General features: G+C 72.0%; 20 protein-coding genes, 1 tRNA gene and 1 other RNA gene. 11 read left to right on the forward strand and 11 right to left on the reverse strand.

What is annotated here, in order from left to right:
- Nucleotides 1-13: 13 nt before the first annotated feature.
- Nucleotides 14-388 (forward strand): TraR/DksA family transcriptional regulator, encoded by a 375-nt coding sequence (locus GQR16_RS11720; RefSeq protein ID WP_246200759.1) that lies wholly within the window; start codon nt 14-16, stop codon nt 386-388.
- Between the two features lie 67 nt (nt 389-455).
- On the opposite strand, the gene GQR16_RS11725 is transcribed toward GQR16_RS11720, so the two are convergent.
- The 4 genes from GQR16_RS11725 to pta form a co-directional block, all read right to left on the reverse strand.
- On the reverse strand, nt 456-1,865 hold the full coding sequence (locus GQR16_RS11725; protein WP_170298475.1) for an MFS transporter: 1,410 nt from the start codon (nt 1,863-1,865) through the stop codon (nt 456-458).
- A complete protein-coding gene (locus GQR16_RS11730; protein ID WP_157415329.1) occupies nt 1,862-2,512 on the reverse strand; it encodes an ArsR/SmtB family transcription factor in 651 nt (216 codons plus the stop codon). The genes GQR16_RS11725 and GQR16_RS11730 overlap by 4 nt, the downstream gene beginning before the upstream one ends.
- 204 nt (nt 2,513-2,716) lie before the next feature.
- The gene (locus GQR16_RS11735; protein ID WP_157415330.1) at nt 2,717-3,925 is read right to left on the reverse strand and encodes an acetate/propionate family kinase; all 1,209 of its coding nucleotides are present in this window, start codon (nt 3,923-3,925) and stop codon (nt 2,717-2,719) included.
- Nucleotides 3,925-6,090 carry a phosphate acetyltransferase gene (gene pta / locus GQR16_RS11740; protein ID WP_157415331.1) on the reverse strand — a complete coding sequence of 722 codons (2,166 nt, stop codon included), beginning with the start codon at nt 6,088-6,090 and terminating at the stop codon, nt 3,925-3,927. Before pta ends, GQR16_RS11735 begins: the two co-directional genes overlap by 1 nt.
- Nucleotides 6,091-6,290: 200 nt before the next feature.
- On the opposite strand from pta, the gene GQR16_RS11745 reads away from it, so the two are divergent.
- From GQR16_RS11745 to GQR16_RS11770, 6 genes are all read left to right on the forward strand, one after another.
- The gene (locus GQR16_RS11745; protein WP_157415332.1) at nt 6,291-7,646 is read left to right on the forward strand and encodes a flavin-containing monooxygenase; all 1,356 of its coding nucleotides are present in this window, start codon (nt 6,291-6,293) and stop codon (nt 7,644-7,646) included.
- Nucleotides 7,643-8,671 (forward strand): bile acid:sodium symporter family protein, encoded by a 1,029-nt coding sequence (locus tag GQR16_RS11750; protein ID WP_157415333.1) that lies wholly within the window; start codon nt 7,643-7,645, stop codon nt 8,669-8,671. Before GQR16_RS11745 ends, GQR16_RS11750 begins: the two co-directional genes overlap by 4 nt.
- The gene (locus GQR16_RS11755) at nt 8,668-9,633 is read left to right on the forward strand and encodes an SDR family oxidoreductase (RefSeq protein WP_157415334.1); all 966 of its coding nucleotides are present in this window, start codon (nt 8,668-8,670) and stop codon (nt 9,631-9,633) included. The genes GQR16_RS11750 and GQR16_RS11755 overlap by 4 nt, the downstream gene beginning before the upstream one ends.
- Before the next feature lie 175 nt (nt 9,634-9,808).
- Nucleotides 9,809-9,905, forward strand: an RNA gene (gene ffs, locus GQR16_RS11760) — signal recognition particle sRNA small type.
- Nucleotides 9,905-9,992, forward strand: a tRNA-Ser gene (locus GQR16_RS11765). Before ffs ends, GQR16_RS11765 begins: the two co-directional genes overlap by 1 nt.
- A gap of 390 nt (nt 9,993-10,382) precedes the next feature.
- Nucleotides 10,383-10,937, forward strand: coding sequence for a hypothetical protein (locus tag GQR16_RS11770; protein WP_170298476.1), 555 nt, complete (start codon nt 10,383-10,385; stop codon nt 10,935-10,937).
- 87 nt (nt 10,938-11,024) lie between these two features.
- Here the strand turns inward: GQR16_RS11770 and GQR16_RS11775 are convergent, their stop codons facing one another.
- The 4 genes from GQR16_RS11775 to GQR16_RS11790 form a co-directional block, all read right to left on the reverse strand.
- Nucleotides 11,025-11,687, reverse strand: a complete 663-nt coding sequence (locus GQR16_RS11775) for a GNAT family N-acetyltransferase (protein WP_246200761.1) — start codon at nt 11,685-11,687, stop codon at nt 11,025-11,027.
- A 35-nt stretch (nt 11,688-11,722) separates the two neighbouring features.
- Nucleotides 11,723-13,681: a helicase HerA-like domain-containing protein gene (locus tag GQR16_RS11780; RefSeq protein WP_157415337.1), complete on the reverse strand. Its 1,959-nt coding sequence runs from the start codon at nt 13,679-13,681 to the stop codon at nt 11,723-11,725.
- Nucleotides 13,682-13,771: 90 nt separating this feature from the next.
- Nucleotides 13,772-14,263: a hypothetical protein gene (locus GQR16_RS11785; RefSeq protein WP_157415338.1), complete on the reverse strand. Its 492-nt coding sequence runs from the start codon at nt 14,261-14,263 to the stop codon at nt 13,772-13,774.
- A gap of 92 nt (nt 14,264-14,355) precedes the next feature.
- A complete protein-coding gene (locus GQR16_RS11790) occupies nt 14,356-14,811 on the reverse strand; it encodes an SRPBCC domain-containing protein (protein ID WP_157415339.1) in 456 nt (151 codons plus the stop codon).
- A gap of 264 nt (nt 14,812-15,075) precedes the next feature.
- Here GQR16_RS11790 and GQR16_RS11795 point away from each other — a divergent pair, with 264 nt between their 5' ends.
- From GQR16_RS11795 to moaA, 3 genes are all read left to right on the forward strand, one after another.
- Nucleotides 15,076-16,197 carry an AraC family transcriptional regulator gene (locus tag GQR16_RS11795; protein ID WP_246200763.1) on the forward strand — a complete coding sequence of 374 codons (1,122 nt, stop codon included), beginning with the start codon at nt 15,076-15,078 and terminating at the stop codon, nt 16,195-16,197.
- Between the two features lie 54 nt (nt 16,198-16,251).
- Nucleotides 16,252-17,487 carry a DNA polymerase domain-containing protein gene (locus tag GQR16_RS11800; protein WP_157415340.1) on the forward strand — a complete coding sequence of 412 codons (1,236 nt, stop codon included), beginning with the start codon at nt 16,252-16,254 and terminating at the stop codon, nt 17,485-17,487.
- Nucleotides 17,488-17,634: 147 nt separating this feature from the next.
- Nucleotides 17,635-18,699, forward strand: coding sequence for a GTP 3',8-cyclase MoaA (gene moaA / locus GQR16_RS11805; protein ID WP_157415341.1), 1,065 nt, complete (start codon nt 17,635-17,637; stop codon nt 18,697-18,699).
- Between the two features lie 76 nt (nt 18,700-18,775).
- Here the strand turns inward: moaA and GQR16_RS11810 are convergent, their stop codons facing one another.
- Nucleotides 18,776-19,390, reverse strand: coding sequence for an FMN-binding negative transcriptional regulator (locus GQR16_RS11810; protein ID WP_157415342.1), 615 nt, complete (start codon nt 19,388-19,390; stop codon nt 18,776-18,778).
- Between the two features lie 7 nt (nt 19,391-19,397).
- Entirely contained in the window at nt 19,398-20,588 is a 1,191-nt protein-coding gene (locus tag GQR16_RS11815; RefSeq protein WP_157415343.1) for a ThiF family adenylyltransferase, read from the reverse strand.
- Nucleotides 20,589-20,644: 56 nt separating this feature from the next.
- On the opposite strand from GQR16_RS11815, the gene GQR16_RS11820 reads away from it, so the two are divergent.
- Entirely contained in the window at nt 20,645-20,893 is a 249-nt protein-coding gene (locus GQR16_RS11820; RefSeq protein WP_157415344.1) for a MoaD/ThiS family protein, read from the forward strand.
- Here the strand turns inward: GQR16_RS11820 and GQR16_RS11825 are convergent.
- Nucleotides 20,890-21,522 (reverse strand): TetR/AcrR family transcriptional regulator, encoded by a 633-nt coding sequence (locus tag GQR16_RS11825; RefSeq protein ID WP_246200794.1) that lies wholly within the window; start codon nt 21,520-21,522, stop codon nt 20,890-20,892. The genes GQR16_RS11820 and GQR16_RS11825 overlap by 4 nt on opposite strands.
- Nucleotides 21,523-21,581 lie beyond the last annotated feature (59 nt).

The following is a 21,581-nucleotide window of genomic DNA, read 5'->3' on the forward strand; positions in this document are numbered from 1 at the left end:
GAAAGGGGGCGTGATGACGGCGACGACGATGACACCGGCACAGCTCACGAGATTCGAGGCGAGGCTGCGCGCCGAGCGAGCCGACGCCCAGGAGCGCCTGGCCGAGTTCGACGACGCGATGACCGCGGTTCGCCTCGCCAGAACCGACGCGACGGCCGACGACGAGCACGACCCCGAGGGGCCGACCATGACGCAGGAGTGGTCGCAGCGCAGCGCCGTGCTGGCCGACGTGCGCGCCGAGCTCGCCGACGTCGACCGCGCCCTCGCGCGCATCGCCGACGGAACCTACGGCTTCTGCGCGAACTGCGGCAAGCGCATCACGGTCGCGCGCCTCGACGCGCGCCCGACCGCCGAGCTCTGCATCGACTGCGCGCGCCACGTGCGCTGAGCGGATGCCGCGGCATCCGTCATCGCGCGCTCCGTAGCGCGCCGACGCGCGCCGACGCGCCGGAGCATCACGCCGACCGGTCGGATTCCGCCGCTTCGGGCGCCGACGACGACGCCGCCGGACGCGACCCCTCGACGTCGGCGTCCTCACGGGTCGCCCCGGCGGCCAGGCCGCTGAACGCCCTGATGAACAACGGGCTGGCACCGAGCACGAAGTAGAGGCAGCCGGCGCCGACGAGCGTCGGCGTGAGACCGACCTGCTCGACCGCGAACCCGCCGACCAGTGCGCCGAGCGGCATCGACGCGGCGACGCCGGCCGTCATCGCGCCGAACACCCTGGCCCGCATGCCGTCGGGCACCTCGCCGTACATGGCCGTGGCGATCATCGGGTTCAGCATGCCCGCCGCGAGGCCCGAGCAGAGCAGCACCACGAGCAGCACGGGGAACGGAACACCTGCGGCCATCGCGAGGTAGGGCGGCGTGCCCGCGAGCATGAAGCAGGCCGCGAACATGCCGCGCCCCGACCAGCGGTGCCCGATCCAGCCGAACACCGCCGACCCCGTGAGCGCTCCCGCTGCGAAGCACGCGATCATGCCGCCGAGCAGGCCGGGCTCGCCGAGCACCTCGGTCGCGTAGACGGGCTTGAGCACCGTCAGCCCGGCCGCGTCGATCGCGTTCGTCAACGTCACGAGCAGCACGACCGCGAGCAGCAGCGGCGAGCGCACCATGAAGCGGATTCCGGCGACGAAGCCGTCCTTCGCGCGCTCGCCCGCCGTTCCGGTGGCGGACGCCTCGGCCGAGGCCGAGACGGTGCGCGGGATGAACGCGAGCACGAGCACCGCGGAGACGAGGAATCCGGCCGCGTCGAACACGAGCGCCGGCATCGGCCCCACCAGCGCCACGGCGAGACCGGCGATGCCCGCCCCGATCATCGAGGCGGTGCGCTGCACGGTCGACTGCACGCCGGCGGCGCGGGCCAGCGGCATGCGCGCGAGGGCGGCGAGGTCGGGCACGAGCACCGTCTTGGCCGTGTCGCCGGGCGGGTCGAGCAGGCCGCCGAGGAACACGAGCGCGAGCAGCACGCCGAAGTGGAGCCCGGTGGTGGCCGCGAGGATCGGGATCGCGATGACCGTGAGGCCGCTTGCGACATCGGCCACGATGCTCGAGAGGCGGTAGCCGAAGCGGTCGACGAGCACGCCGCCGAGCGCGCCGCCGATCACGAGCGGCACGGTCGCGAACACGCCCGCGACGCCCGCGGCGAGCGGGGATCCGGTCTGCTGCAGCGCGATGATCGGGATCGCGATCAGGGCGATCGCATTGCCGGCGAGCGAGAAGAACTGCGCCGCGAACAGCGCGAGGATCGGCAGGCGGCGGCGCGCGGCATCCGTCGCCTCGGGGTCGGGCCGCAGCGCATCGGATGAAGGGGCGTCGAGCGCGGCAGCGCCGGCGCCGATCACGCCCGCGTCGTCGCCGCTCACGATTCGCCCCGCGGGAAGACGTGCGTCATCCACCGCACGGTGCGCGCACCCTCGCGGGGCTCGCGACCGACCGCCCACCACTTGTCGTGCACGGCGGAGAGGTCGGCCGCGAGCTCGCGCATCTCGTCGAGTGTGAGGCGTGCCGCGCCGTCGCTCGAGTCGGACGCCTCGACCCATTCGGGTTCGAGCGAGAGCTCCGCGTCGAGCGCGTCGAGCAGTTCGCGGTGGTACGACTCGAGCACCGTGCGCCGCATGGCCTCGGAGGCCTCGCGTCGCTCGGGGTCGCCCGAGTACTGCTCGGGGTGCCAGGTCGTCATCTCGTGCGCCGACTTCCACCAGCGCTCGCGGCCGTCGCGCTCGCGCTCGGGGGCCGGCACGACGAAGCCGTGCTTGGCGAGCGTGCCGAGGTGGTAGCTGATCGAGCCGGATGCCGCGCCGGTGGCCTCGACGAGCATGCCGACCGAGTGCGGTCCCCCGACGCGCAGCAGGCCCAGGATGCGCAGGCGCAGCGGATGCGCGAGCGCGCGCATCGAGCCGGCGTCCTGCACGTCGATGGTGCGGGTCTCGCGGACGGGCGGCGGAGCTGCGGCGGCGTCGGCCGGAGGGCTCGCCGCGGCATCCGTCGTCGGGTTCTCTGGGCTGTCCATACCCGCGATGCTAGTTCAGCAAGAGTTCTTGCACAAGTGTTCTTGCAGAATCGCGGATGCCGCGACGAACGCCCGACGCGCCCTGGAAGCAGGCAGCGGGCAGTGCACAGCGCACAGCCGGAGTGGGCAACGCGCAGCATGGCAGCGCGCACAATCTCGCGAGCGACCGTGCGCCCCGCGATCGGGCCGGCGGGCCGGCGGGTCTCAGCCCAGCACGACCTCGAGCGCCTGACGCGCGATCTCGAGCTCCTCGTTCGTCGGGATCACGAGCACCGCCGTGCGCGACGCATCGGTCGAGATGCGCCGGGCTCCGCGCTCGCGCGACGTGTTGCGCTCCTCGTCGATCTCGACGCCGAACCCCTCGAGCCCGGCGAGCGCCGCGCCGCGCACGGTCGCCGAGTTCTCGCCGACGCCGGCCGTGAACACGATCGCGTCGACGCGTCCGAGCTGCGCCGCGTAGGCACCCACGTACGAGCGCAGGCGGTGCGTGTACACGTCGAACGCGATGACGGAGGCCTCGTCGCCGGCCTGGCGCGCCGCCTCGAGGTCGCGCATGTCGGCGTGGCCGCTCAGGCCGAGGATGCCGCTCTGCGAGTTGAGCAGGCGGTCGGTCGCGTCGGCGTCGAGCGAGGCCCTGCGCTGCAGGTGCAGCAGCACGGCCGGGTCGATGTCTCCGGAGCGCGTGCCCATGACGAGCCCCTCGAGCGGGGTCATGCCCATGCTCGTGTCGACCGAGCGCCCCTCGGCGACCGCGCAGGCGGACGCCCCGTTGCCGAGGTGCAGCACGATGAGCCGCAGTTCTTCGACGGGTCGTCCGAGGAACTCGGCCGCGGCGCGCGACACGAACCGGTGCGACGTGCCGTGGAAGCCGTAGCGGCGCACGCGGTGCCTCTCGGCGAGCGCGCGGTCGATGGCGTACGTGTACGCAGCCGGCGGCATGGTCTGGTGGAACGCGGTGTCGAACACCGCGACGTGCGGCACGCTCGGGAACGCCCGCTCGGCCGCGCGGATGCCCGCGAGGTTCGCGGGGTTGTGCAGCGGCGCGAGCACCGAGAGCTCGTCGATGTTGATCTTCACGAGCTCGGTGATGACGGTCGGCTCGAAGAACCGGGCCCCGCCCTGCACGACCCGGTGGCCGACCGCGACCGGCGCGAACTCCTCGAGCGACGGCCCGTGCACGGCGAAGGCCTGCAGCATGACCGCGAAGGCGGCGTCGTGGTCGGGTGCGTCGACCGCGGCATCCCACACGATCGGTTCGCCGGCTCCGGGAACCGAGGCCGTGTGCTTGACGTGCCCGTCGGTCGTGCCGATGCGCTCGACCAGGCCGCTCGCGAGCGGATGCCCCGTCTCGACGTCGAGCAGCTGGTACTTCAGTGACGAGGAACCCGAGTTGACGACGAGGACGATGCTCATCAGTCGTCGGCCGCCTGGATCGCCGTGATCGCCACGGTGTTCACGATGTCCTGCACGAGGGCCCCTCTCGAGAGGTCGTTCACGGGCTTGTTGAGTCCCTGCAGCACGGGGCCGATCGCGACGGCGCCGGCCGAGCGCTGCACGGCCTTGTACGTGTTGTTGCCCGTGTTGAGGTCGGGGAAGATGAACACGGTCGCCCGCCCCGCCACATCGGACTCGGGCAGCTTGGTGCGCGCGACCGCGGCGTCGGCGGCGGCGTCGTACTGGATCGGGCCCTCGACCGCGAGCTCGGGCGCGCGCTCTCGCACCAGCGCCGTGGCGCGACGCACCTTGTCGACGTCGGCGCCCGTGCCCGACTCGCCGGTCGAGTACGAGAGCATCGCCACGCGCGGCTCGATGCCGAACTGCGCGGCGGTGCGCGCCGACGAGATCGCGATGTCGGCGAGCTGCTCGGCCGTCGGGTCTGGCACCACGGCGCAGTCGCCGTAGACGAGCACGCGGTCGGCGAGCGCCATGAGGAACACGCTCGAGACGACCTCGACGCCCGGCTTGGTCTTCACGATCTCGAACGACGGACGGATCGTGTGGGCCGTCGTGTGCACGGCCCCGGAGACCATGCCGTCGGCGAGGCCGAGCTCGACCATCATGGTGCCGAAGTACGACACGTCCTGCACGGTGTCGCGCGCCTGCTCGAGGGTGACGCCCTTGTGCGCACGGCGCTTCTGGTACTCCTCGGCGAAGCGCGCGACGTGCACGAAGTCGTGGTTCGAGAGCACCGTCGCACGCGAGAGGTCGAGGCCGAGGCCGATGGCACGCGAGCGCACCTCGATCTCCTCGCCGAGGATCGTGAGGTCCGCGACGTCGCGCGCGAGCAGGGTCGCCGCGGCGCGCAGCACGCGGTCGTCGTACCCCTCTGGCAGCACGATGTGCTTGCGGGCGCTGCGGGCGCGCTCGAGCAGTCCGTACTCGAACATGAGCGGCGTCACGACCTCGGGCGCCGCGAGGTCGAGCAGGTCGAGCAGCGCCTGGCCGTCGACGTGCTTCTCGAAGAGCGAGAGCGCGGTGTCGCGCTTGCGCTGCGACTCGGCGGCCAGACGCCCGCGGGTCTGCGTGATCGCGACCGCGGTGTCGTAGCTGCCGAGCGTCGTGCGGATGATCGGCAGCCCGGCCCGCAGGCCCTCGACGAGCCGCTCGACCTGCTCGGAGAGCGGGAACCCGCCCACGAGCACGATGCCCGAGATCGACGGGAAGTTCGCCGACGCATGGGCCGTGAGCACGCCGAGCAGCACCTCGCTGCGATCGGCCGGGATGATCACGATCGAGCCCTCGATGAGGCGCGTCAGCACGTTCTCCATCGACATCGCCGCGATCACGACGCCGAGCGCCTCGCGGTCGAGCAGGTCGGGGTCGCCGGTCGCGAGCTCGCCCTCGACGGCTTCCATGATCGAGCGCACCGACGGCGCGACGAGCACCTGGTCTTCGGGGATCGCCCACACGGCGACGGATGCCGCGCCCAGCGCATCGCGACCGGCCGCCTCGTGCGCGGGCACGCGCTTCATGACGGGCTGGAGGGCCGCGACGATCTCGTCGAGGTGCTCGGCGTCGGCGCGATTGACGACGACGCCGAGGAGCGTCGAGTGCTCGCGCGCGAGCTCCTCGACCGCGAGGTCGGCGAGCTGGGCGAGGTCGTCGGGCGTGCGCGCCTCGGCCTGGCCGAGGTGCTCGGCGCGCTGACGGATGCCGCCGCCGACGCGACCGCCGAGCACGAGCAGCACGGGGGCGGCGAGGTTCGCCGCGATGCGGGCGTTGTAGGCCAGCTCGGTGGGGCTGCCGACATCCGTGAAGTCGGAGCCGAGGATCACGACCGCGTCGCAGCGGTGCTCGATGGCCTTGTAGCGGCGCACGATCTCGGCGAGCGCGCCCTCCGGATCGGCGTGCACGGCGTCGTAGTCGACGCCGATGGCCTCTTCATAGGCGAGCGGCACGACCGCGTCGTGGGCGAGCAGCAGGTCGAGCACGTAGTCGCGCTCGTCGGTGGACCTCGCGATGGGCCGGAAGACCCCGACTCGCGTCGCGCGCCTGGTCAGGGTGTCGAGCACCCCGAGGGCGACCGTCGACTTGCCGGTGTTGCCCTCGGCCGAACAGATGTAGATTCCGTGCGCCACCCTCCAAGCCTATTGGGCGGCGGCTCGGCGCCGTCTGGGAGTCTCCCGCGAGCGCGCGGCCGGCAGACACGGCCCGCGCGGTCGGCGGCCTGCCGCCCGTGAGAGCGCGCGCACAGAACCGAGCAGTCTTCGCTTATGCTGGGTCGGCCCCACGGCCGGTCGCCTCCCCCAGCGGCCAGAACCCAGCACAGGAACCACCAGTGAACCCCATCGCCCTCATCGGAGCGGGCCCCTCCGGCCTCGCAGGTGCCCGCGCGCTCAGCCGCGCCGGCATCCCCTTCCACGGATTCGAGGCCGGCCCCGACGTCGGCGGCCTCTGGAACATCGACAACCCGCGCTCGACCATGTACGAGTCGGCCCACCTCATCTCGAGCCGCACCACGACCGAGTTCGCCGAGTTCCCCATGCGCTCGACGGCCGACTACCCGAGCCATCGCGAGCTCTTCCGGTACTTCGGCGAGTACGCCGACGAGTTCGGCCTCCGCGAGCACTTCAGCTTCGACACGCGCGCGACCTCGGTCGAGCCCGTCGACGGCGACGCGACCGGCGCGAGCGGATGGCTCGTGAGCTCGACCGGCCCCGACGGCGAGACCTCGGGCGTCTACTCCGCCGTCGTGCTCGCCAACGGCACGCTCGCCGAGCCCAACGTGCCCTCCTTCCGGGGCGAGTTCGCCGGCGAGATCATGCACACGAGCGCCTACAAGTCGCCCAAGGTGTTCGACGGCCGGCGCGTGCTCATCATCGGCGCCGGCAACTCGGGCTGCGACATCGCCGTCGACGCGGTGCACCACGCGGCATCCGTCGACATGTCGGTGCGTCGCGGCTACTACTTCGTGCCCCGCTACCTCTTCGGCAAGCCGTCGGACACCCTGAACCAGGGTCGTCCCCTGCCCGCGCCGATCAAGCAGTTCATCGACAAACGCGTGCTCCAGGCGTTCACCGGCGACCCCGTGCGGTTCGGCTTCCCGAAGCCCGACTACAGGATCTACGAGTCGCACCCGATCGTGAACACGCTGATCCTCAACCACCTCGGCCAGGGCGACCTGCGCATCGTGCCCGACATCGACCGCTTCGACGGGCGCACGGTGCACTTCTCCGACGGAACGTCGGGCGAGTACGACCTCGTCATGCTCGCGACCGGCTACCACCTCGACTACCCGTTCGTCGATCGCGCGCACCTGAACTGGACGTCGGCCTCGCCGAAGCTCTACCTCAACATGTTCCCGCCGTCGTTCAACGGCCTCTTCGTGCTCGGCATGATCGAGGCGTCGGGCATCGGCTGGCAGGGCCGCGCCGAGCAGGCCGAGCTCATCGCCGCCTACCTCGCGGCGCAGCGCGACGCCCCCGAGGCCGCGGCCGCGTTCCGATCCCGTGCGGATGCCGCATGGCCCGACCTCAGCGGCGGCTACCGGTACCTCGGGCTCGAGCGCATGTCGTACTACGTCAACAAGGACGCCTACCGGCGCACCGTGAAGAAGCTGATCGGTACGCTGCCCGTGGCATCCCCCGCCGAAGCACCGACCGGCTCCACCGCTGCCCAGGAGGCGCGCGCATGAACATCGACGACGTCGTCCTGAACTTCACGCCCGGCTCGATGGTGGCCCTCAACATCGTGCTCGGGTTCATCATGTTCGGCATCGCGCTCGACACCGCGCCGTCGGACTTCGCGGCCGTGCTCAAGGCACCGAAGGCCATGATCATCGCGATGCTCGCGCAGATCATCCTGCTGCCGGCCGTGACCTTCGGGCTCACGCTGCTGCTGAACGTGCAGGCCTCGATCGCACTCGGCATGATCCTCGTGGCCTGCTGCCCGCCCGGCAATATCTCGCAGGTGCTCACCTACCGCTCGCGCGGCAACGTGGCGCTCTCGGTGTCGATGACGGCCGTCGCGAACGTGCTCTACATCTTCATCCTGCCGATCAGCGTCGTGTTCTGGGGCAGCCTGCACCCGACCGCGTCGGAGCTCGTGCGCACCGTGAGCCTCAACGGCTGGCAGATGCTGCTCGAGATCTTCCTCATCATCGGCCTGCCGTTCTTCGCGGGCCTGTTCATCCGCGCGAGGTGGCCGCGGTTCGCGGGCCGCGTGCAGCCCTACGCCCGCTGGATCAGCCTCGCCGCCCTCGTCGGCTTCATCGCCATCGCCCTCATCGGCAACTGGACGATCTTCATGGCGTACATCGGCGTCGTGCTCGTGGCCGTGTTCCTGCACGACGCGGTCGCGCTCGGCCTCGGCTACGCGAGCGCCCGCATCGGCGGGCTGCCGAGCCGCGAACGCAAGGCCATCACGTTCGAGGTCGGCATCCGCAACGCGGGCCTCGGCCTGGGCCTCGTGTTCACGTTCTTCGGCGGCATCGGCGGCATGGCGATCGTCGCCGGCTGGTGGGGCATCTGGGACATCATCGCGGGCCTGCTGCTCGCGACGGCCTGGGCTCGCGTCACCAGGAAGGCGGATGCCGCGTACGCGGCGTCGCACGCCGCCTCGGCGTCGAGCGAGCCCGGCGCCGAGGGCGACCCGGTGGGCGGCACCCCCGCCTCCCCCGCCTCCTCCGCCGACGCCGCACGCCCGGAGGCCTCCGCATGAGGCGCGTGCTCGTGACCGGCGGCAGCGGATTCCTCGGATCCAACGCCGTGCGCGCCCTCGCCGCCCACCCCGGCGTCGCGCTCGTCGTGTCGGGCGATGTACGGCCGCCCGCGACATCCGCCCCCGACGACGTCGTCGTCGAGACCTGCGACGTGACCGATGCCGCGACCGTCGCCGCGGTCGTCGAGCGCCACGCGATCGACACGATCGTGCACCTGGCCGCGATCGTGAACCCCGGCGGACTCAGCGAGGAGATCGAGCGCCGCGTCGATGTCGACGGCACCCGCAACGTGCTCGAGGCGGCCGTCGCCAACGGCGTGACGCGCATCGTCGTGTCGTCGTCGGGCGCCGCCTACGGCTACCACGCCGACAGCCCCGAGTGGCTGACCGAGACCGACCCGATCCGCGGCAACGAGGAGTTCAGCTACTCGCGGCACAAGCGCATCGTCGAGGAGATGCTCGCCGCCTATCGCGAGTCGCACCCCGAGCTCGGCCAGGTGGTGCTGCGCATCGGCACGATCCTCGGCCCATCGGTGTCCAACCAGATCACGGCGCTCTGGGAGGGGCGGCGCATCCTCAAGATCCGCGGCTCGGAGAGCCCGTTCGTGTTCATCTGGGTCGACGACGTCGTGGGCGCCATCGTGCAGGGCGCCACGGGCTCCGTGACCGGGGCGTTCAACGTCGCCGGCGACGGCAAGGTCACCGTGAGCGAGATCGCCGAGGCCTTCGGCACGCCCACGCTCGAGCTCTCGCCCGGCCTGCTCACCGGTGCGCTGCGCGTCGGACACGCCCTGCGCCTGACCGTGCACGACGCGCACCGCGTCGGGTTCCTGCGCTACCGCCCCGTGCTCGACAACGCGCGCCTCAAGGCCGAGCTCGGCTACACGCCCGCCAAGACGAGCCGCGAGGCGTTCGACGCCTACCTCGCGGCGCGGCATCCGGAGCTCGCCGCCCGCGTGTAGTCCGGGGCGGGCCGGCAGGCCGGGCTTCGAACCGGCCGAACTCCGGATGTCACGGGCGACGCGCCGAACGCCCGGCACCGCCGCGCGGCGCGCCGCCGCCCGCATCCGGAGTTCGGCCGCCCGACGTCGTTCGGACGGCGCGTACATTTCGCACGCGCGGCTCAGGTAGACTGTCGGAGGCTCCTCACGTGGCGCCATCCAGGCCAACTCCCCCAGGGCGGAAACGCAGCAAGGGTAACCGGGCTCTGGCGGGTGCGTGAGGGGTCATCAAGGAGAATTCGCCTAGTGGCCTATGGCGCACGCTTGGAAAGCGTGTTGGGTGCAAGCCCTCGGGGGTTCGAATCCCCCATTCTCCGCCATGCAAGAGAGGCCGCGCCCGAAGGGTGCGGCCTCTCTTGCACTCTGGACACTGCGATTCGAGGAGGAGGAAGGGCGGAGCCCGACCGACGGAGTCCCCCATTCTCCGCCATGACGAAAGCGCTCGCCCGAAGGGTGGGCGCTTTCGTCTTTCCACACAAGTGCGACTCCGGGCCATAAATTCAGGAGATCTCGGTCTCGACCTCGCCGGGGAGGTCCGGAGGCCGGAATCTCCTGAATTTCGGGCGCCGCGAGACCGGCGACGGCGCGCCGCGGCATCCGTGTCCTCATTAATGCCGAATAGCGCGAGCACCGGGGTCTCCCGCATGATTTCAGAGATGTCAGCGGCGAAGATGGATACACGGAGTGGGGACGCAGGGGGCTCCTCCATCGTGGCCGGGGCAGTAAGGGGCGACGGCCTCAGGGTGCACACCCTGAGGCCGCGTCGCACTCTCGGCCGGAACATCGGCTTCTCGATCGCGGCCCTCGTGCTGCCGATCCTCGCGACGCAGCTGTGGATGCTCGATCCGACGGGCGCGTGGGCCGTCATGGCCTGGGCCGGCGCGATCATCGCGGCACTGCTCGTGATCGCGTGGATCTCGTACCAGCGCACGCAGGCGTCGGTCAGCCGCTACGGCATCGTCGAGCGCGGGTTCTTCGGCGGCACCTACACGATCCCGGCGAGCGACATCGCGACCGTGCTGCGCGTGCAGCTCTACCGCGGCTCGAGTCTCGACACCACGCAGGAACTGTTCGTCGTCAACCGGGCCGGCCGCGGCGTGTTCCGCATGCGCGGCCGCTTCTGGAACACCTCGACGATGGACCAGGTCGCGAAGATCCTCGACGTCGAGGAGACCGTGCGCACCGAGCCCGTCACGCTCGCCGAGCTGCGCGAGACCGACCCGAACCTGCTCTACTGGTTCGAGCGCCGGTCGCTCACGCGCTGACGGCCGCGGTTTCGTCTTCGGCGGGGCGGTGGTCTCGATACGGCGCTGTGGCGCCTCCTCGACCGGCGACGGTTCTACCGAGGCGAACTAGCGGGCCGTCGGGATGCCGAGCAGCGGGGAGTTCGGCTTGCTCGACGCGAGCTCGACGAACCCGAGGCGGTCGTAGAACGCGCGGGCACTGACGTTGCCCGGGTCCATGCTGAGGTGCAGGCCGGGCACGCCGCGCTCGGCGAGCGCGTCACGCAGGGTGTCGATGAGGCGACGACCGAAGCCCTGCCCCTGCAACTCGGGCAGCAGGTCGATGTGCAGGTGCGCGGGGTAGCCGTCGAGCTCGGCGATGAGCATGCGCTCGGGCTTGCGGCCGGCGTCGAGCAGCTCCTGCTCGGTGAACTTCGGGTCGCGGCCAGTGGCCGGGCCCGGCTCGGGGTGGCGCGCGACGAAGCCCGGCGTCCACTCCCGGTTCCACCAGTCGACGAAGGCCGCGGTGTCGGCGACCCCGATGATGTAGCCGACCGCCCGCCCGGTGCCGTCATCGACGACGAACGCGAGCTCGGGCGCGAATGTCACGTAGGGCAGCGCGAAGACCTCGGGCATGAGCAGGTCGTCGGAGTAGACGCCGGTCGCGTCGCCGCCTCCAGCAGCCGTGAGCGTGCAGATGCGCGCGACGTCGCCACGATCCGACGCCCGGTACGGGCGGATGAACGGATGCCGCGACTCGGCGGCGGCTTCGGCTGAGGTCTGTTCGGGCACGAACGGCGAGCCTACGGCATCCGGACGAACGTCACTCATCGCCGGCGCCGCGTGCCGAAGATGCCCTGCACGACGCTCGTGAGCACGTCGCGCGTGGCCTTCGAGCCGAGCACCTGCTCGAGCACCGAGGTGTCCTTGCCGCGCGAGGATCCGGTGCTGCGCGACGTGCCCGACCCCGTGCGTGATGTGCCGGAGGTGCGCTTCATCATGCGGTCGTACTCGGCCTGCGCGGCCTTCTCCTCCTTCTCGCGCTGCTTGTCGACGGCGGCCTGCTGCTTGGCGAGCTCGGCGTCGGCCTTCGCCTTCGCGGCCGCGTCCTCGACGGCCTGGGCGGCGGCCGCCGCGGCGTTCATCTTCGCCGTGAGGATCTCGTGCGCGGACTCGCGATCGACGGGCGAGCCGTACTTCGCCTGCAGCGGCGAAGCCGCGACCGCGGCGTCGATCGCGGCATCCGGAGTCGGCGACATGAGGGCCTGCGGGGCGCGGAGGCGGGTCCACGCGACCGGCGACGGCGCGCCCTTCTCGTTCATGACCGTGACGATCGCCTCGCCCGTGCCGAGGGTCGTGAGCACCTCTTCGAGCGCGTACCCCGACTTCGGATACGTCGACACCGTGGCCCGCAGCGCCTTGGCGTCGTCGGGCGTGAACGCGCGCAGCTGGTGCTGCACGCGCGAACCGAGCTGCGCGAGCACGTCGGCGGGCACGTCCTTCGGGGTCTGCGTCACGAAGAAGATGCCGACGCCCTTCGAGCGGATGAGGCGCACGGTCTGCACGACCTGCTGCAGGAAGTCCTTCGACGCGTCGGCGAAGAGCAGGTGCGCCTCGTCGAAGAAGAACACGAGCTTGGGCTTGTCGAGGTCGCCCACCTCCGGCAGGTCGTTGAAGAGGTCGGCGAGCAGCCACATCAGGAACGTCGAGTACAGCGCGGGCTTGTCGGCGACGCCCGGCACCTCGAGCAGGCTCACGATGCCGCGGCCGTCGGGGGCCACGCGCAGGAACTCCGCGGTGTCGATCTCGGGTTCGCCGAAGAACGCGTCGGCGCCCGACTCGGCGAACGCGACGAGTTCGCGCAGGATCACGCCGACCGTCGCCTTCGAGAGCCCGCCCAGGCCGTCGAGCTCGCCCTTGCCCTCGACGCTCGTGAGGTACTGCAGCACCGCCCGCAGGTCTTCGAGGTCGAGCAGCGCGAGGCCGTTGTTCTCGGCGTAGTGGAAGACGAGCCCGAGGCTCGACTCCTGCGTGTCGTTGAGCCCGAGCACCTTGCTGAGCAGCAGCGGTCCGAAGCCCGCGACGGTCGCCCGGATCGGCACGCCCTTGCCGATGCCGCCGAGCGAGAAGAACTCCACGGGGAAGGAGGCCGCCTCCCACGCCTGCCCGATGCCGGCCGTGCGCTTGAGCAGCTTCTCGTTGCCCTCGCCCGGCGTCGCGATGCCCGAGAGGTCGCCCTTGATGTCGGCCGCGAACACGGCGACCCCGTTGGCGGCGAGCTGCTCGGCGAGCACCTGGAGCGTGCGCGTCTTGCCCGTGCCGGTCGCACCCGCGACGAGTCCGTGCCGGTTCGTCATGGCGAGCGGGATGCGCACCTGCACGTCGGGCAGCGCCTCGCCGTTCACGAGCGCGCCCATCTCGAGCGCGGCGCCCTCGAACGTGTAGCCCGAGCGGATGCCGGCGACGCCGTCGGCGTCGAGCGGCGCATCGGCGGCGGGCTGCGCGGGTGCCGGCGGTGCGGGTTCCGGAGGTGCAGGGGCTGCGCCCGCGTTCGCGTCGGGCGCGGCGGGCGGTTCGGACGGCGCGTCGGGCACCGCGGATGCCTCGGGCGCGGCGTTCGCCGCGGCATCCGTCGCCCGTTGCTGGGCCTCGGCCGCCGCCTGCGCGAGCGCCGCCGCCTCTTCGGCCTTGCGGATCGCCTCCGCGGCCTGCGCCTGCAGCGCTGCCGCCGCCTCGGCCGCCGCTGCTGCCGCCCGTTGTGCCTGCTCGACCGCGTCGTCCCCCATGTCGCCATGCTAGCGACGCACCTCGCCCGGGCGACAGGCCGCGAGCGCGGCGCGCCGGGCGGACGGGTCGGGGCGGGGTCGCGCGACCGGCTACTTCAGCCGGATGGACTTCGGCAGACGCTCGGGCTTCGCGATGCCCGCGCGCTTCAGGCGCACGGCGGAGTTGAGGTACAGGAATGCGAGGAGAGCGGCCTCGAGGGTGCCGCCTACCGTCGGGCCGATTCCAGGCGTTCGGCCGAGGCCTGGCAATTCCGCGCCCACGATGGCGATCACCACGCTGAACGCGCCGAACGCCGCGACGATGGTGAACAGCACCCCGAGCCGCAGGCTGAGGGTCGGCCACGCCGTCATTCGCCACCAGGCACGGGCCGGCTCCACCGGTTCCCCCTGACCGCGGAAGACGCGCACTGCCAGGGCGAACGGCACGGCGAGCGTGATGAGGTTGACGAGGGTCACGACCTCGATCGGCACGCCGATCGAGGCGAGCGCGTTGACGATCACGTACCCGACGATCCACGCGACGGCGATGTAGAGCACCTTGAACTCCCAGCGCACGATCCGGAAGTCGAGGATTCGCCGCATGGTGTTCGCTCCGTGTTCGGTCGTCCGGTGGGTCGCCCAAACCTACTCCACGCGATGCCGGGCGCCGCGGCGCCACCCGCACGGCCGCCCGGTCACGACGGGAACGGCAGCGCGCGGCCCGTCTCGATCCACGACTTGAAGCTCGAGAGCACGAGCGGCCAGGTCTCGGCGGTGTCCGTCTCTGCGGGGTGCGCGTCGCTCCACTGGTCGTTCGTGAACGTCAGCTTCGTCAGGTCGTCGCCGGCCGGCTCGAGGCGCCAGGTCATGCGGCTCGTGAGCTCGGCGTGGTTCTCGCGGTAGGTCGGTCCCGGGTGCTCGGTGAGCTGGAGCAGCGCGCCCGGCTCCGCCTGGAGCACCTCTCCGTAGACGTGGACGGTCTCGTCGCCGTCCTGTCCGGGGCCGACGTACTCGTAGCGGCTGCCGGGGGTCAGGTCGCCGCGCAGCGCCGAGCCCCACATGACGGCGCGGCTGCCCTCCTCGCCCGTGATCGCGTCCCACACGCGCTGCGGGTCGGCGGCGATGTACAGGGTCGCCTCGAAGTCGCTCATGCTGTCCTCCTCAGGTTCGTCACGACGCCTCGGCCGCGACATCCGTCACGCTACGGATGCCGCGGGCGGGCGTCTTGAACAAACGCGACCGGTACGCGGGGCGGTCACCCAGCCTCCATCTCGTGCGTCGCGGCGGACTCGGACTTCCCGGATCGGGAATGCCAGTTCCGCCTCAACGATGAGGCGGAACTGGCATTCGCCGATTGAGAACGGCGTGGCGGGAACCGAGCGGGCGAGGTCGGCGGCCGTGGCCATACTGATGGCATGAGTGATGGCGGGGTGCACGACGGCGCGATGCAGGAGGGCGCGATGCACGAGGTCGCGGCGCTCGATGGCGCCGTGCTCGACGGCGCGACGCGCGACGGCGCAACGCGTGACGGCGCAACGCGCGACGGCACGACGCGTGACGGGGCGGTGCGTGATGCGCCCAGCGCGATGCACGGCGAATCGACGGGCGACGAGTACTGGCGCTCGCGTGCGGGCGCGGCGGTCAAGGGCGTGCTCGCGGGGCCGGCCGGCGAGCCGGGCATCGCGCCGCTCGCCGAGGCGGCGGCCGAGCAGGCGTCCTCTCCGGCCGCACCGGTCCGGCTCGCGCGCCACGCGGTGAGCGCCGACCTCGCCCAGCTCGTGCGGCACGTGTGGATCCCCCGCTGGCGACTGCCGCCCGGCGTCGTCATCGAGCAGGGCGTGCTCGAGTACCCGTCGGCGAACCTCGTGATCGACGCGACGTCGGCGGCGCTCCACGGGCCGGCGCTCGGGCGCGGATTCCAGCGGCTCGAAGGCGACGGGGCGGCGCTCGGCGCGCTGCTGCAGCCCGGCGTCTCCCGGCGCCTCGTGCCTGGAGCCGTGCGCGCGCTCATCGGTTCCTCGATGCCGCTCGCCGAGCTGCGCGGCGTGGATGCGGCGAGCGCCGCAGCACTCGCCGCCGATATCCGCTCCGCGCTCGACGCCGACGACGATGCGGGCGCACTCGACGCGTTCGAGCACTGGCTGCGCGGACTCCACCTCGAGCTCGACGCCGATGCCGCGCTCGTCGGCCGCATCGTCGAGCTCGCCGAGACCGACCGCTCGATCGTGCGCGCCGAGCAGCTCGCCGAGTCCGCCGGGCTCGGTCTCCGCGCCCTGCAACGCCTCGTGCGCGAGCAGCTCGGGCTGACGCCGAAGTGGCTCATCGGGCGGTACCGCATGCAGGAGGCGGCGCAGGTGCTCGCGGCGCCCGACGCTCCCCCGCTGGCCGACCTCGCGGCATCGCTCGGCTTCGCCGACCAGGCGCACTTCTCGCGGCAGTTCCGCGCGGTCATCGGCGAGACGCCCCGCGCCTACGCGCGCGCCGCGGCCTCGGGTGCTGCCGCGGCATCCGTCGCCGGCTCGGCCGTCACCGGCTGAGCGGCTCGCCGGCAGCCCTGTCGCAGCGCGGGCGAGCGCCATAGTGTTGAGCCCGTGAGTCCTTCGAAGGGCGAGGCCACGACGATCGAGGTCGACGGGCACGAGGTGCGCATCTCGAGCCCGAGCAAGGTCGTGTTCCCCGAACCGGGCATTACGAAGCTCGACCTCGTGCACTACTACCTCGCCGTGGCCGACGGGGCCCTGCGCGGGGCCGGCGGGCGCCCGATGGTGCTGAAGCGGTTCGTGAAGGGCATCGGCGCCGAGGCGTTCTTCCAGAAGCGCGTGCCCGAGAACCACCCCGACTACGTCGACACCGCGACGCTGCACTACGCGCGCGGCACGTCGGCCGAGGAGGCGGTGATCCGCAACCGGGCGGCGCTCGCGTGGGTCGTGAACCTCGGATGCCTCGACCTGAACCCGCACCCGGTACGGGCCGAAGACCTCGACCACCCCGACGAGCTCCGCGTGGACCTCGACCCGATGCCGGGCGTCGACTGGGCGCAGATCATCGACGTGGCCATGGTCGCCCGCGAGGTGCTCGAGGACCACGGACTCGTCGGCTGGCCGAAGACCTCCGGCTCGCGCGGCCTGCACATCACCGTGCGCATCGAACCCAGGTGGGACTTCCGCGAGGTGCGGCTCGCCGCCGAGACGCTCGCCCGCGAGGTCGAGAACCGGGCGCCCGGCATGGCCTCCGCCCGCTGGTGGAAGGAGGAGCGCGGCGAGAGCGTGTTCGTCGACTTCAACCAGAACGCGAAGGACCGCACGGTCGCATCGGCGTACTCGGTGCGTCCGCTGCCCGACGCGCGCGTGTCGACCCCGCTCGACTGGAGCGAGGTTCGGGGCTCCAACCCCGAGCGCTTCACGGTGCCGACCGTGCTGGAGCGGTGCGCCGAGCGCGGCGACGCGGCATCCGGAATCGACGACGCGACTCCCGGCAGCCTCGAGGGGCTGCTCCGCCTCGCGGAGGAGCTCGGCCCGGCCGAGAAGCCGCCGCGCGCGGGCGACGGCTCGGGGCGGCGCGCGTCGACCATGCCGCTCATCGAGATCGCGCGCACGAAGACGAAGCCCGAGGCGCTCGACGCCCTCGAGGCATGGAAGTCGAGGAACCCGGGCGTCGTCGCGCAGCTGCACCCCGCCGACGTGCTCGTCGACGGCATGCGGGGGTCGAGCTCGCTCTGGTACCGCGTGCGGGTCAACCTGCAGCACGTGCCCGAGGGCGAGCGGCCGGAGCAGGGCGAGCTCGAGGCCGACTACGACACTCCCCACGACCCCTCCACGCATCGCTGACGCGCTGCGCGGAGCCTCCGGTCGCGTGGGCCCAGGGCGGGCCGCTCCTGGGAGTGACGCCGGCCCGCGGTTCAGCTCAGCATGACGGATGCCTCGGCGAGGCGCACATGGCCCGGTGTTAGCGTTGACGGCACGGAAGGGGCTGTCATGACGAGCACGGCGATGCGACTGCCCTCGACGGGGCGCCTCGCCGACGCGCGCGACCGACCCCTGCGCGACCTGCGCATCTCGGTCACCGACCGCTGCAACTTCCGCTGCGTGTACTGCATGCCGAAGAGCGTGTTCGGCCGCGACTACGCGTTCCTCGATCGCGACGAGCTGCTGAGCTTCGAGGAGATCACGCGCATCGCCCGGGTCGCGGCGGCGCACGGCGTCGAGAAGCTGCGGCTCACGGGCGGCGAACCGCTGCTGCGGCGCGGGCTCGAGGGCCTCATCGCACAGCTCGCCGAGCTGCGCACGCCCGACGGTCGACCGCTCGAGATCGCCCTCACGACGAACGGCTCGGCGCTCGCGATGAAGGCCGCCTCGCTGAAGGCCGCCGGGCTGACGCGCGTCACGGTCTCGCTCGACTCGCTCGACGACGAGCTGTTCCAGGCGATGAACGACGTGCGGTTCCCGGTCGGGCGCGTGCTCGACGGCATCCAGGCGGCGCACGATGCCGGCCTCGGCCCCGTCAAGGTCAACATGGTCGTCAAGCGCGGCCTCAACGACCACGAGATCCTGCCGATGGCCGAGCACTTCAGGGGCACGCCGTTCACGCTGCGCTTCATCGAGTACATGGACGTCGGCACGTCGAACGGATGGGAACTCGGCGAGGTCGTGCCCTCGGCCGAGATCGTCGAGCGCATCGGCGAACGGATGCCGCTGGCCGCCGTCGGCGCGACGGCCCCCGGTGAGACCGCCGCCCGCTGGCGCTACGTCGACGGCGGCGGCGAGATCGGGGTCATCTCGAGTGTCACCCAGGCGTTCTGCGGCAGCTGCAACCGGGCCCGGATCTCGACCGAGGGGCGCCTGTTCACGTGCCTGTTCGCGTCGGAGGGCCACGACCTGCGCGCGCTGCTGCGCGGCGGCATCGACGACGACGGCCTCGCCGACGCCATGGGCGCGATCTGGGGTGCGCGCGACGACCGCTACTCCGAGGTGCGCGCGACGCTCACGCCAGAGCTGCGCGCTGCGCGGCCCAAGGTCGAGATGAGCTACATCGGCGGCTGAGGTCCAGCGGCGTCCTGGTCTCGAGTCGCTGCGCTCCTCGACCGGCGAGCCCGGCGGGCCCGGCGGCTGAGCGCCGCTAGGCCTGCGGCGGCTCGGAGCGGGCTCGGCGCATCTCGTCGGCGAGGCCCGGATTGCGCTCGTCGAGGTGCGCGATGACGTTCGCCGCGACATCCGGAGCCTTGTTCTGGCTGAGCTTCGCCCGGGCGTCGAACCGGTCGACGCTCATGCGCAGGCCGACGGTGCCCTTGGCGACCCGGCGCGTGCCCTCTTCGTCGTCGGCGAGGCTGCGGCCGCCGGCGTGGTGCTGCTCGAAGTGGTCGGTGAGCCGCCCGAGCATCTCGTAGTTCTCGTCGTCGCCCAGGATCTCGGGCGTGCCGTAGAGGTGCGCGGTGACGTGGTTCCAGGTCGGGATGACGTCGCCCGGGGCGTACCAGCTCGGCGAGACGTAGTCGTGCGGCCCCTGCACGATCACGAGGATCTCGTGCTGGCCGAGCTCGTGCGCGATCTCGTCTGGACGCCCGAAGTGGCTGATGATCGTGATGCCGTCGGCCTCCTCGTCGAGGATCGCCGGATAGTGGGATGCCACGAGTCCGGTGCTCGCGGGCGAGACGAACGTGGCCCACGCGTTGCCGCGGATGAGCCGCTTGACCTCGTCGGGGTCGGTCATCAGGTAGCGGGGCGTGTGGCGCATGGAACTCCTAGCGTTCGACGAGATCGGCGGCGACGCTCGCGAAGCGGTCGATGCCCCCGACGAGGAACACGACGTCGTCGTGTCCTCGTTCGAGGAGCAGGCGCGCGGCGCGGCGCGAGCGGAGGTCCTGTTCGCAGTAGACGACGAGCGTGCCGGCGCCGGCCGAGGGCTCATCGCCCGCCGCCAGGTCGCCGAGCGGCAGCAGCTCGCTGCCGGCGATGCGTCGCAGCTCGGCCTCGGCGGGCTCGCGGACGTCGAGCAGGCGCACCGGTTCGCCGCCGCGCACCCGGGCGAGCAGGTCGGCCGCGGTGACCCCGCGCGGGGCGGAGGCTGCGGCGAGCGCGGCGGCCGCGGCATCCGTCGCCGTCTCGATCGTCGATGGGGCGGGCTCGAGCCCGCAGAAGCGTTCGTAGTCGACGAGCGAGGTGATCCGAGGGGCATCGGCGATCGCCAGGTACGAGAGCTCGCGCGAGCGCCCCGTGAGGGCGTCGATCGTCGTGACGCGGCCGAGCAGCGGCTCGCCGACGCCCGTGACGAGCTTCACGACCTCGGTCGACATGAGGGCGCCGACCCAGGCGCACACGCTCGGCAGCACGCCGCCCTGCTCGCACGAGAGCACCTCGTCGGGCGACGGGGGCACGGGGAACAGGTCGCGGTAGGTCGGCCCGTGCTCGCGCCACGCGACGCCGACCTGGCCGTGGAACCGCAGGATCGAGCCCCAAACGAGCGGGATGCCCGTGAGCAGCGCGGCATCGTTCACGAGGTAGCGGGTCGGGAAGTTGTCGCTGCCGTCGACCACGAGGTCGTACCCGGCGAGCACCTCGAGCGCGTTCGCCGAGGTGAGGCGGTCGCGATGACGGATGACGCGGCACTCCGGATCGATGCTTGCGACCGTGTCGGCCAGCGAGTCGACCTTCGCCCGCCCGACGTCGGCGACGCCGTGGCTGACCTGCCGGTGCAGGTTGGAGAGTTCGACCGTGTCGTCGTCGACGATGCCGATCGTGCCGACGCCGCTGCCGGCGAGGTAGGGCACGAGCGCGCTGCCGAGGCCCCCTGCGCCCACGACGAGCACCCGGGCGGCCGCGAGACGGCGCTGCGCGAGCTCGCCGAAGCCTGGGAGCATGAGCTGGCGGCTGAAGCGCGAGACCCGCTCGGCCGTCAGCGGCGGGCCCGGCTCGACGAGCGGGGCGGGGTTCATGCTGCCATCCTCGCACGCACCCGCCTGGTGGCATCCTCCCGGGTACCATCGAACCCGTGACGCTCGTGACCGTTCGGTACTTCGCTGCGGCCGCCGAAGCGGCCGGGCTCGAACAGGAACGACTCGAGCTCGCGGCATCCGCCACCGTCGCAGACCTTCGCGAGGTGCTGCTCGCCCGCTACGGCGCGCCCATGGAACGCGTGCTGAGGTCGGGTTCGTTCCTCGTGGGCGGGCGCGTCGAGCGCGACCCCGCGGCAGCGCTCAGCGAGCAGGTCGACATCCTGCCGCCGTTCGCAGGCGGCTAGACCGGGTCCGTCAGGCCGAAGGCGCGGCGCAGTGCCCGGCCGAGCAGTTCGGGAACGTCGAGCTCGCCGGGGTGCAGCGCGTCGTAGACCTGCAGCCCCTCCCACGTGGAGATGAGCACCGCGGCGCTCTCCTCCGGAGTGAGTCCGTCGTCGGCGACCGCGCCCGCGAGGCGCTGCGCGCGGATCGTCGCGGCCATGATGTCGCGCGGGATCAGCTGACGACGTGCCATGAACTCGCGGGCCGGGTGGTCGGGCGACCCGGCCTCGGCCGACATCACGGAGAGCAGCTGCACGAGGCCGGGGGCCGCGAGGTTGCGGCGGGCGGTCGCGACGAACCCGTCGGCGACGGCCGCAGGCGTGGGTTCCGTCGACAGCGTCGACAGGTCGTCGGGCAGGTGCTGGGCGTCCTGCCATTCGAGGACGGCCTGCAGCAGTGCGGTCTTGTTGCCGAAGTGGTGCAGCAGCGTCGAGTGGTCGACGCCGGCGGCCCGCGCGATGCCGCGCACGGAGGCGCCGTGGAACCCCTGCTGCGCGAACGCCTCGGCCGCCCTGGCCACGATCTGGTGCTTGGTGGCGCGCCCGTTGACGTAGCCCTCGAGGCGCTCGATCAGTTCGTCGTCGGTCGTCATCACGTCTCCATGCTTCCACGGCCCCTTCGCCGCTCAGCCCGAATTCCACCATGTGGTGG

It is taken from the genome of Agromyces allii, from assembly GCF_009749385.1.
In the GTDB taxonomy this organism is placed as follows: Bacteria; Actinomycetota; Actinomycetes; order Actinomycetales; family Microbacteriaceae; genus Agromyces; species Agromyces allii.

Coding starts and splice junctions, on each gene's coding strand:
- moaA (WP_157415341.1), top strand. CDS start 17,635: ATGACGAGCACGGCGATGCGACTGCCCTCGACGGGGCGCCTCGCCGAC.
- GQR16_RS11795 (WP_246200763.1), top strand. CDS start 15,076: ATGAGTGATGGCGGGGTGCACGACGGCGCGATGCAGGAGGGCGCGATG.
- GQR16_RS11720 (WP_246200759.1), top strand. CDS start 14: ATGACGGCGACGACGATGACACCGGCACAGCTCACGAGATTCGAGGCG.
- GQR16_RS11755 (WP_157415334.1), top strand. CDS start 8,668: ATGAGGCGCGTGCTCGTGACCGGCGGCAGCGGATTCCTCGGATCCAAC.
- GQR16_RS11815 (WP_157415343.1), bottom strand. CDS start 20,588: ATGAACCCCGCCCCGCTCGTCGAGCCGGGCCCGCCGCTGACGGCCGAG.
- GQR16_RS11810 (WP_157415342.1), bottom strand. CDS start 19,390: ATGCGCCACACGCCCCGCTACCTGATGACCGACCCCGACGAGGTCAAG.
- GQR16_RS11735 (WP_157415330.1), bottom strand. CDS start 3,925: ATGAGCATCGTCCTCGTCGTCAACTCGGGTTCCTCGTCACTGAAGTAC.
- GQR16_RS11730 (WP_157415329.1), bottom strand. CDS start 2,512: ATGGACAGCCCAGAGAACCCGACGACGGATGCCGCGGCGAGCCCTCCG.
- GQR16_RS11785 (WP_157415338.1), bottom strand. CDS start 14,263: ATGCGGCGAATCCTCGACTTCCGGATCGTGCGCTGGGAGTTCAAGGTG.
- GQR16_RS11780 (WP_157415337.1), bottom strand. CDS start 13,681: ATGGGGGACGACGCGGTCGAGCAGGCACAACGGGCGGCAGCAGCGGCG.
- GQR16_RS11790 (WP_157415339.1), bottom strand. CDS start 14,811: ATGAGCGACTTCGAGGCGACCCTGTACATCGCCGCCGACCCGCAGCGC.
- GQR16_RS11750 (WP_157415333.1), top strand. CDS start 7,643: ATGAACATCGACGACGTCGTCCTGAACTTCACGCCCGGCTCGATGGTG.
- GQR16_RS11825 (WP_246200794.1), bottom strand. CDS start 21,522: ATGACGACCGACGACGAACTGATCGAGCGCCTCGAGGGCTACGTCAAC.